Source organism: Hansschlegelia beijingensis, from assembly GCF_045505405.1.
Classification (GTDB): domain Bacteria; phylum Pseudomonadota; class Alphaproteobacteria; order Rhizobiales; family Methylopilaceae; genus Methylopila; species Methylopila beijingensis_A.
In genome coordinates this window covers 1-9,283 of the sequence record NZ_JBJKEX010000102.1, presented here as the reverse complement: position 1 = coordinate 9,283, position 9,283 = coordinate 1, and the positions used below count along the sequence as shown (strand labels likewise).

Below are 9,283 nucleotides of genomic sequence, written 5' to 3'. Positions count from 1 at the left end.
TGGCCAGGGTCGCGGCGGCGCGCGGCGTCTCCCGCGCCCAGGTGGCGCTCGCCTGGGTGGCGCAGAAGTCGGAAGTCACCGCGCCCATCATCGGCGCCTCGAAGCCCGGCCACCTCACGGACGCCGTCGCCGCGCTCTCGCTGGAGCTTTCGTCGGAGGAGATCGCCGCGCTGGAGGCGCCCTACCAGCCTCACACGGTGGCGGGTTTCGCCTGAGCCCTGATGATAGACGTTGCGCCTTGACCGCGCCGACTGATAGGTCTGCTATATGATATAAGACAGTGCGCGCTTTCGGTCGCCCGCCGCTGCGCGACTCCCGCTATAGGGTGGCTGGTCTACGGCATGTCTGGCGCGAGCGCGATGAACGAGAAGGAACTCGCCGAAATCTCCGGCGGCGTGGAATCGCTGGGGTTCCGGCCGCTTTACCGCCAGGTCCGAGACCGGCTGATCAGGCGGCTCGTGGACGGCGTCTGGGCGCCGGGCGAGCCGCTGCCGAGCGAGATCCAGCTCGCGGCGGAGCTCGGCGTAAGTCAGGGGACGGTCCGCAAGGCGCTCGACGCGATGGCGGCCGAGAACCTGGTGGTGCGCCGGCAGGGCCGCGGCACCTTCGTGGCCCGCCACGACGAAGAACGGATCATGTTCCAGTTCTTCAAGCTCGTCGGCGATGACGGCCAGAGGACCTTTCCGCAAAGCAAGGTGCTCGCCCTGTCGCTCGCCAGGGCCAACGCCGCCGAGCGCGCCACGCTGAAGCTCGCCAAGGACACGCGGGTGATCCGCATCCGTCGGCTGCGCTCGATCGGAGGCGCGCCGGTGATCGTCGAGAACATCGCGCTGCCGGAGCCGATGTTCCCGGGCCTCGCGGCGATGGAGCCGCCGAACAACCTCTACGGCCTCTATGCGATGCGGTTCGGCGTCACGGTCGCGAGCACGCGGGAGCAGCTCAAGGCCGTCTCGGTCTGCGAGGCCGACGCGGAGGCGCTCGGCGTCGCGCCGGGCGCTCCGGCGCTCAAGATCGACCGCCTCGCCCTGTCGCTCGAGCGGCAGCCCGTCGAGTGGCGCGTGAGCGTCTGCCTCACCGAGAAGCTCCACTACCTCTCGGAACTGCGCTGAGCCCTGCGCGGCCGCTCGCGGAGCCGTGTCGACCGCAGTCTTATAAAAGATATGTTATCACTTTACTTCGCGGGGGAGGGCGTCTAGCGTCCTCCACCTGTCAGAGGACGGCCCGCAAAGAGGCCGCCTCGCAGTCGGCGCGAACCGGCGCCGGCGAGCAGCGGGATGGAAGCGTGACGAACGGCGTGGAACACGCAAAGGCTCACCTGTCCGCGTGGCGGAGCATGGCGCACGGCGCCTGCTCCGCGCGCTCTGCTGCTCCCAATACGCGACAAGACCAGAACAATCTCTTTGTCCTTGGGAGGGACGCATGGCTTCAGAGGGCCCTCTTCTGGAGGTGGCCGGCGTAACGCTTCGCTATAAGACGCCGCAGCATCTGATTACTGCGACCTACCGGGTCGATTTCGAGGTCTTCACCGGCGACCGGTTCATTCTGCTCGGACCTTCGGGCTGCGGGAAGTCGACGCTGCAGAAAGCGGTCGGCGGATACATGACGCCGACCGAAGGCCAGATCCGGCTGAAGGGCAAGGTCGTCACGCGCCCCGGCCCGGACCGCATGATGGTGTTCCAGGAGTTCGACCAGCTGCTGCCGTGGAAGACGGTGCGGCAGAACGTGGTGTTCGCGCTCGAGGCCTCCGGCCGGCTGACCGGCAAGGCCGCGGACGACAAGGCCATGCACTACATCGAGAAGGTCAATCTTGGCGGCTTCGCCGACAGCTACCCGCACATGCTGTCGGGCGGCATGAAGCAGCGCGTGGCGATCGCGCGCGGCATGGCGATGGAGCCCGACATCCTGCTGATGGACGAGCCGTTCGCCGCGCTCGACGCGCTGACGCGCCGCAAGATGCAGGACGAGCTGCTGATGCTCTGGGAGGAGACGCGCTTCACGGTGCTGTTCGTCACCCATTCGATCCCGGAGGCCATCAAGATCGGCAACCGCATCCTGCTGCTGTCGCCGCACCCCGGCCGGGTGAAGGCCGAGCTTAACAGCGTCCAGGACCCGCAGGAGGCGCGGCTGCTCGAGCAGCGGATCCACAACATGCTGTTCTCCGACGAAATCAGCGAAGCGATGGAGCCGGTCCATGCGTGATTCCGCCGGCGCCGCCGCCATGCCGGGCTTCCCGTCTCCGCGCCCCGAACTCGTGCGCGAGGACACCTCCGGAGAGGCCATCACGGTCGTCGAGAAGCCGCTTTCGACGTTCGAGATCTGCTACAATTCGAGCTGGCTCAGGAAGGCGCTCATCCTCGTCGTGCTGGCGGTGATCTGGGAGCTCTACGCCCGTTACCTGAACAACGACCTGCTGTTCCCGACCTTCACGGCCACGATCTCGGCCTTCGCCCGCAACGTCGCGGACGGGGTCCTGCCGGCGCGCGCCTGGGCCTCCATCAAGGTCCTGCTGATCGGCTACGCCCTCGGCGTGCTGCTCGCCGCATTGCTGACCGCGCTCGCCATCGCGTCGCGCATCGGCACGGATTTCCTCGAGACCATGACCTCGATGTTCAATCCGCTGCCGGCGATCGCGCTGCTTCCGCTCGCGCTGATCTGGTTCGGCCTCGGCAATGGCAGCCTGGTCTTCGTGCTGGTCCATTCCGTCACCTGGGCGATCGCGCTCAACACCCATTCGGGCTTCTGCTCCGTCAGCAAGACGCTGAAGATGGTCGGCAGGAATTACGGCCTCGGCGGCGCGCGCTTCATCTGGAAGATACTGATCCCCGCGGCCTTCCCGAGCATCCTGACCGGGCTGAAGATCGGCTGGGCGTTCGCGTGGCGCACGCTGATCGCCGCCGAGCTCGTGTTCGGCGTCAGCTCCGGCTCCGGCGGCCTCGGCTGGTTCATCTTCGAAAACAAGAACATGCTGGACATCCCCAACGTGTTCGCGGGGCTGCTGACCGTCATCCTGATCGGCCTCGTGGTCGAGAACCTGATCTTCCAGACCATCGAGCGCCGCACGATCCAGCGCTGGGGCATGCAGAACTGACGAACGCGTCGTCGGTATCAACTATCTTATATATGACCTAAGACGTTGACATCGTCGGACCGCCGGATAGCCTCGGCGGGTCAATAAGAAACGATAAAGCCGCCACAGGCGGCGGGGAGAAAACGCATGGCCATCGGATTGACGCGGGGCCTCTGCCTCGCCGCAGCGCTCGCTTTCGGCTGGTCGACCGCCGCATCGGCGGAGGCCAGCACCGTCAGGCTCGCCAAGCAGTTCGGCATTTCCTACCTGCCGCTGACCGTCATCCAGGAGGAGAAGCTCCTCGAGAAGCACGCCAAGGACCAGGGGCTCGACATCACCACCGAGTGGCTGCGCTTCACCGGCGGCTCCGGCATGAACGAGGCCCTGCTCTCCGGCAATCTCGACTTCGCGGCCGGGGGCGTCGGCCCTGCGCTCACCATCTGGGGCAAGACGCGCAACAATCTGAAGGTCAAGGGCGTCGCCGCTCTCAACGCGATGCCGCTCTACCTGGTCACCACCAATCCCGACGTGAAGACGATCAAGGACTTCACCTCGAAGGACAAGATCGCCCTGCCGACCGTGAAGACGTCGATCCAGGCGGTGACGCTGCAGATGGCGGCCGAAAAGGCGTTCGGAGAAGGTCAGCAGAACAAGCTCGACCCGCTCACCGTCTCGATGGGCCATCCGGACGCGCAGATCGCCATGATGGGCGGCAAGTCCGAGATCAACGCGCATTTCGGCTCGTCGCCGTTCCAGGAGCTCGAGCTCAAGGATCCGAAGGCCCACAAGGTGCTCGACAGCTACGACGTGCTGGGCGGGCCGCACACCTTCAACCTGGTCTGGGCGAGCAGCCGCTTCGTCGAGGCGAACCCGAAGATCGTGACCGCCCTCGTGGCCGCGCTCGAGGACGCGATGCAGCGGATCAAGACTGATCCGAAGGCGGCCGCGGAGCTCTGGATCAAGGCCGAGAACGTCAAGATGCCGGTCGAGGACGCGGTGGCGATCATCTCCAATCCGCAGAACGAGTGGACCACGACGCCGAAGAAGATGCTCGCCTACCTCGATTACATGAACCGGGCGGGCCTCGTCTCCACCAAGACGGATGACTGGAAGGAACTGTTCTTCCCGAACATCCAGAACGCCCAGGGCAGCTGAGGCGAAATCGGCATGAGCGCAGTGGCGACGGCGGCGCGCGCGGACCCGGACGGCCAGTTGACCGTCCGGATCTGGCGAGGCGCGGAGCAGGGCGGGTTCCAGACGTTCCAGGTCGCCCGTCGGGCGAACCAGACGATCCTGGACGTCGTGACCGAGATCCAGCGCGAGCAGGACGCCACGCTCGCCTATCGCTACGCGTGCCGGGTGGGCATGTGCGGGTCCTGCGCGATGGTGGTGAACGGCCGCCCGCGCTGGACCTGCCGCACCCGGGTGGCGCGGGCGGAGGAGGGCGGGCAGCTCACGCTCGAGCCGATGCGCAACATGCCGGTCGTGAAGGATCTCGCGGTCGACATGGAAAGCTTCTTCGAGAAGTGGCGCGACGCGAAGGGCTTCTTCGAGCCGGGCGAGGCGCCCGCGAACGACTTCGCCGTCGTCCGCCCGGACAGCCCGGAACGCGCCCAGGCCGACGCCGGCGTCGAATGCATCAATTGCGGCGTCTGCTACTCGGCATGCGACGTCGTCAGCTGGAATCCCGAATATCTCGGCCCGGCCGCGCTCAACCGGGCCTGGACGCTCGTCAACGACGTGCGGGACCGCGGCCAGGACGCGCGGCTCGACGCAGTGAGCGGCGACGCCGGCTGCCACTCCTGCCACAGCCATATGAGCTGCACCGAGTTCTGCCCCAAGGCGCTCGCGCCGACTTATGCGATCGCCGGGCTGAAGCGCGCCACCGCGCGCCGGATCTGGAAGCGCGGATCGTGAGCGCGCGCCTCTATCTCGCGCAGCGGCTGACCGCGATGGTGCTCGCCCTCGCGGTGACGGTCCATCTCGTCACGATCGTCTATGCGGTGCGCGGCGGTCTGACGGCCGGCGACATCCTGGCCCGCACCACGGGCAATGTCGGCTTCCTGGCGTTCTACGTCGTGTTCGTGATCGCCGCGGCCATCCACGCGCCCATCGGGCTGCGGAGCGTGCTGCGCGAGTGGACCCCGTGGCGCGGCCGTTCGCTGGACCTTGCGATGCTGGGCGTCGCGGCCGTGATCGTGGTGCTGGGCCTCAGGGCCGCCTATGCGGTCTACGCCGCGTGAGCGCCGCGACCGGCGCGCTCCGGGCCTCGCGCCGCAAGCCCGGCTTCATCGCCGCGATGCTGCATCGCCTGTCGGGCGTAGCGCTCGCGATCTTCCTGCCGATGCACTTCATCGCGCTCGGCACGGCGCTGGGCGGCGCCGACCGGCTCGAGAGCTTCCTGCTGCTGACCCACAATCCCGTCGCGCGCTTCGCCGAATGGGGCCTCGTCAGCGCGCTCGCGCTGCACATGGCGCTCGGGCTGCGGGTGCTGGCGATCGAGTTCGCGGCGGCGCGCGAGCGCACGGCCGTGACGGTTTCGCTCGCCTGCGCGGCCGGGATGGCGGTCGGCCTGCTGTTCCTGATGAGCGGAGCATGACCGCGGTCGCGGGCTTCCCGCTGTCCACGCTGGCCTATCTGTGGGCCGGAGCCTTCGTGGGCGGGGTGGCCTCGGGCGGCGCCGGCTTCGCCTTCGCGCTCGCGGCCTCTGCGATCTGGCTGCACGCGCTCGAGCCGGCCCAGACGACCGCGCTCACGGTCACCTGCGGGACGCTGCTCCAGTTCGTGACCATCTGGCCGTTCCGGAAGGAGATCGACCGCGGCCGGCTGACGCCCTTCGTCATCGGCGCGGCGATCGGCGTTCCGCTGGGGGTCGCGGTGCTCTCCAGCGTCGACGTGCCGAAGCTCAAGATCGCGATCGGCGCCGGCCTCGCGATCTACGGCGCCTATGCGCTGATCGCCCCGAGACTGCCGCGCGTCAGCTTCGGCGGGCGGAAGGCGGACGCGGCGGTCGGCCTCGCGGGCGGCGTGCTCGGCGGGATCGGGGGCTATTCGGGCGTGCTGCCGACGATCTGGTCGCAGCTGCGCGGCTGGCCCAAGGCGACCGCGCGGGCGGTCTACCAGCCGTACATCCTGTTCGCGAACTTCCTGACCATCGCGCTGCTCGGCGCGGTCGCCTTCGACAGCCGGGGCGTCTGGCTGTTCCTGCTCGCCCTGCCGGCGCTCGCGCTCGGCGCCTGGGCGGGACTTTCGATCTTCAGCCGGCTCGACGAACGGCTGTTCCGGCGGTTCCTGGCCGGGATGCTGCTCGTCTCCGGCCTGGCGCTCCTGATCTAGGAGGACGAACGATGCAACTGGACATGAACGAGGTCGAGGCGGTCTGCTCGGACCTCTACGTCCGCGCGCTCAAGATCCTGCCGCCGGACATCAAGGCGGGCTTCAAGGCGCTTGTCGGCGCGGAGACCGGCGAGACCGCGAAGGCCGTGCTCGGCACCATGGTGGAGAACATCGCGGTCGCGGAGCGCACCAACAACATCCTGTGCCAGGACACCGGCATCCCGATCTACAACGTCACGATCGGGCGCGGGGTCGATTTCGACGGCGCAGAGCTGAAGGCCGCGATCCGCCGCGGCTGCGAGCGCTCCACGAAGGAGAACTCGCTGCGCTCCTCGGTCGTGCATCCGATCACCCGCAAGAACGACCAGACCTCCTGCGGCGTGCGGGTGCCGATCATCCATGTCGACTTCGACGAGCGCCACGAGACCGTCGCGATAGAGATGATCCCGAAGGGCTCGGGCTCCGAGAACGGCTCGTTCCTGCAGATGCTGCTGCCCTCCGACGGCATCAACGCCGCCAAGCGCTTCGTCATCGACCGGGTGATCGAGCTCGGCGGCCGGGTGTGCCCGCCGACCATCGTGGGCGTGGGCCTCGGCGGCACCTCGGATCTCTGCATGCACCTCGCCAAGATGGCCGCGACGCGGCCGTTGCGCTCGGTCTGCTCCGACCCGGAAGGCGCGAGGATCGAGGCGGAGCTGTCGCGCGCGGTGAACGAGCTCGGCATCGGCCCGCAGGGGCTCGGCGGCCGGTCCACCAGCTTCGCGGTCCATGTCGAGATCGCCGCCACCCACATCACGCAGAACCCGGTCGCGGTGAACATCCAGTGCCACTCCGCCCGGCGCGCCACGGCGACGATCACGCCGGGCGGCATCGCGTTCAGCTGAGGCAGAGATGACCCATCATGTCCTCGACATGCCCGTCGACGAGGCTGCGGTCCGCGCGCTCAAGGTCGGCGACACCGTCACGCTGCGCCGGACCCTGTTCGGCATCCGCGACGCGACGCTGATCCACATGTTCGACCGCGGCCGCGAGACCCGGCTCGAACTCGGGGGCCACGCCGTCATCCACACCGCGCCCAACGTGCGGCGGGTGGAGCCTTCGGAGGCCGCGCCGGTCGGCTACGAGCCGTTCTGCATCGGCACCACCACCTCGATGCGGATGGAGCGCTTCACCCGTCCGCTGATGGAGCGGGAGGGCGTGCGGCTGATCATCGGCAAGGGCGGCATGGGCCCCGGGACGCTCCACGCCTTCCGTGACCTTGGCGGCGCCTATCTGGCGATCGTCGGCGGAGCCGCGGCGCTGGAGACGACCTGGATCGAGCAGATCGAGGACGTCGACATGGACGACCTCCACCCCGAGAGCCTGTGGCGCTTCAGGATCCGGGACTTCGGCCCGCTGCTGGTCGGCATGGACAGCCATGGCGGCTCGCTCTACGCCAATGTCCGCGACGACGTCGCCGGCCGCCGCGCCGCGGTGCTGGCGAGCATCGGAGCCGGCGAATGACGCCGGCGCTCCGCACGGTCGACACCGACATCCTGATCCTCGGCTCCGGCGGCGCCGGTCTGTTCGCGGCGCTGCACGCCAAGAAGACCGCGCCCGAGCTCGAGGTCACGGTCGCGGTGAAGGGCCTGCTCGGCAAGTGCGGCTGCACCCGCATGGTGCAGGGCGGCTACAACGTCGCGCTGGCGCCCGGCGACTCCGTCGAGCGCCACTTCATGGACACGATCGAGGGCGGCAAGTGGCTCAACGACCAGGACCTCGCTTGGACGCTGGTCACGGAGGCGCAGATCCGCATCCGCGAGCTCGAGAGCGAGCTCGGCTGCTTCTTCGACCGCAACCCTGACGGCACGGTCCACCAGAAGGCCTTCGCCGGCCAGACCTTCGACCGCACGGTCCACAAGGGCGACCTGACCGGCATCGAGATCATCAATCGCCTGTCCGAGCAGGTCTGGCGCCGGGACGTGAAGCGGCTCGAGGATCACAGGGCGCTGGAGCTGATCCCGGCCGCTGACGGCTCCGGCCTCGCGGGCGTGCTGATGCTCGACATGCGCTCCGGCGAGCCGCTGTTCGTGCGCGCCAAGGCCACGCTGCTCGCGACCGGCGGCGGGCCGACCATGTACAAGTACCACACGCCCTCGGGCGACAAGTCGTGCGACGGGCTCGCGATGGCGCTGCGCGCCGGCCTGCCGCTGCGCGACATGGAGATGGTGCAGTTCCACCCGACCGGGCTGCTCGCCGGCACGGACACGCGGATGACCGGCACCGTGCTGGAGGAGGGGCTGCGCGGCGCCGGCGGCTATCTGCTCGACGGCGGCCGCGAGCGCTTCATGCATCTCTACGACCCGCGCAACGAACGCGCGACGCGCGACATCGTCAGCCGCTCGATCATCCGCCGCATCCGCGACGGCCACGCCACCGAGAATGGCGGGGTCTACATCCAGATGAGTCATCTCGGGCCCGAAAAAATCAGAAAAGACTTCAAGGGCATGGTCGAACGCTGCGCAGATTGCGGTTTCGACCTGGCGGCGGGTCTCGTCGAGGTCATTCCGACCGCCCATTACATGATGGGCGGCGTCGCCTTCGGCGGCGATTGCCGCACCGAGCTGCCGCGGCTCTACGCGGCCGGCGAGGACACCGGCGGAGTGCACGGCGCCAACCGGCTCGGCGGCAACGGGGTCGCGAACTCGACCGTGTTCGGCGGCGTGGCGGGCCGCGCCATGGCGCTTGAGACCCTGCGCGCAGGGTCGCGCGCCGATCCGGATCCCTCCGCCATCGAACAGGGGCTGGCGCGCTGCTTCGGACCGCTCGGCCGGCCGTCCGGCGAGCTCGGCGCGATCCGCGAGGCGCTCTACGAGACGATGTGGGCCGACGCCGGCATCC

The 9,283-nt window shown here is 68.6% G+C and carries 12 protein-coding genes; all 12 read left to right on the top strand.

Going from position 1 to position 9,283, the window contains the following annotated elements:
* Positions 1 to 215, top strand: a 215-nt coding sequence (locus ACIKT0_RS08720; RefSeq protein ID WP_407104971.1) for an aldo/keto reductase, incomplete at its 5' end; no start/stop codon positions are given.
* Between the two features lie 144 nt (positions 216 to 359).
* The gene (locus ACIKT0_RS08715) at positions 360 to 1,109 is read left to right on the top strand and encodes a GntR family transcriptional regulator (protein WP_407104970.1); all 750 of its coding nucleotides are present in this window, start codon (positions 360 to 362) and stop codon (positions 1,107 to 1,109) included.
* 310 nt (positions 1,110 to 1,419) lie between these two features.
* The gene (locus ACIKT0_RS08710) at positions 1,420 to 2,199 is read left to right on the top strand and encodes an ABC transporter ATP-binding protein (RefSeq protein ID WP_407104969.1); all 780 of its coding nucleotides are present in this window, start codon (positions 1,420 to 1,422) and stop codon (positions 2,197 to 2,199) included.
* Positions 2,192 to 3,088, top strand: a complete 897-nt coding sequence (locus ACIKT0_RS08705) for an ABC transporter permease (RefSeq protein ID WP_407104968.1) — start codon at positions 2,192 to 2,194, stop codon at positions 3,086 to 3,088. The genes ACIKT0_RS08710 and ACIKT0_RS08705 overlap by 8 nt, the downstream gene beginning before the upstream one ends.
* A 126-nt stretch (positions 3,089 to 3,214) precedes the next feature.
* Positions 3,215 to 4,222 carry an ABC transporter substrate-binding protein gene (locus ACIKT0_RS08700; RefSeq protein ID WP_407104967.1) on the top strand — a complete coding sequence of 336 codons (1,008 nt, stop codon included), beginning with the start codon at positions 3,215 to 3,217 and terminating at the stop codon, positions 4,220 to 4,222.
* Positions 4,223 to 4,234: 12 nt separating this feature from the next.
* Positions 4,235 to 4,984, top strand: coding sequence for a succinate dehydrogenase/fumarate reductase iron-sulfur subunit (locus ACIKT0_RS08695; protein ID WP_407104966.1), 750 nt, complete (start codon positions 4,235 to 4,237; stop codon positions 4,982 to 4,984).
* On the top strand, positions 4,981 to 5,310 hold the full coding sequence (locus ACIKT0_RS08690; RefSeq protein ID WP_407104965.1) for a succinate dehydrogenase/fumarate reductase transmembrane subunit: 330 nt from the start codon (positions 4,981 to 4,983) through the stop codon (positions 5,308 to 5,310). Before ACIKT0_RS08695 ends, ACIKT0_RS08690 begins: the two co-directional genes overlap by 4 nt.
* A complete protein-coding gene (sdhC, locus tag ACIKT0_RS08685) occupies positions 5,307 to 5,666 on the top strand; it encodes a succinate dehydrogenase, cytochrome b556 subunit (RefSeq protein ID WP_407104964.1) in 360 nt (119 codons plus the stop codon). The genes ACIKT0_RS08690 and sdhC overlap by 4 nt, the downstream gene beginning before the upstream one ends.
* Positions 5,663 to 6,403 carry a sulfite exporter TauE/SafE family protein gene (locus tag ACIKT0_RS08680; protein WP_407104963.1) on the top strand — a complete coding sequence of 247 codons (741 nt, stop codon included), beginning with the start codon at positions 5,663 to 5,665 and terminating at the stop codon, positions 6,401 to 6,403. The genes sdhC and ACIKT0_RS08680 overlap by 4 nt, the downstream gene beginning before the upstream one ends.
* An 11-nt stretch (positions 6,404 to 6,414) precedes the next feature.
* Positions 6,415 to 7,287, top strand: coding sequence for a fumarate hydratase (locus tag ACIKT0_RS08675; protein WP_407104962.1), 873 nt, complete (start codon positions 6,415 to 6,417; stop codon positions 7,285 to 7,287).
* 7 nt (positions 7,288 to 7,294) lie between these two features.
* A complete protein-coding gene (locus tag ACIKT0_RS08670; RefSeq protein WP_407104960.1) occupies positions 7,295 to 7,906 on the top strand; it encodes a fumarate hydratase C-terminal domain-containing protein in 612 nt (203 codons plus the stop codon).
* A partial coding sequence (locus ACIKT0_RS08665; protein WP_407104959.1) for an L-aspartate oxidase occupies positions 7,903 to 9,283 on the top strand: 1,381 nt, incomplete at its 3' end. The genes ACIKT0_RS08670 and ACIKT0_RS08665, both read left to right, overlap by 4 nt.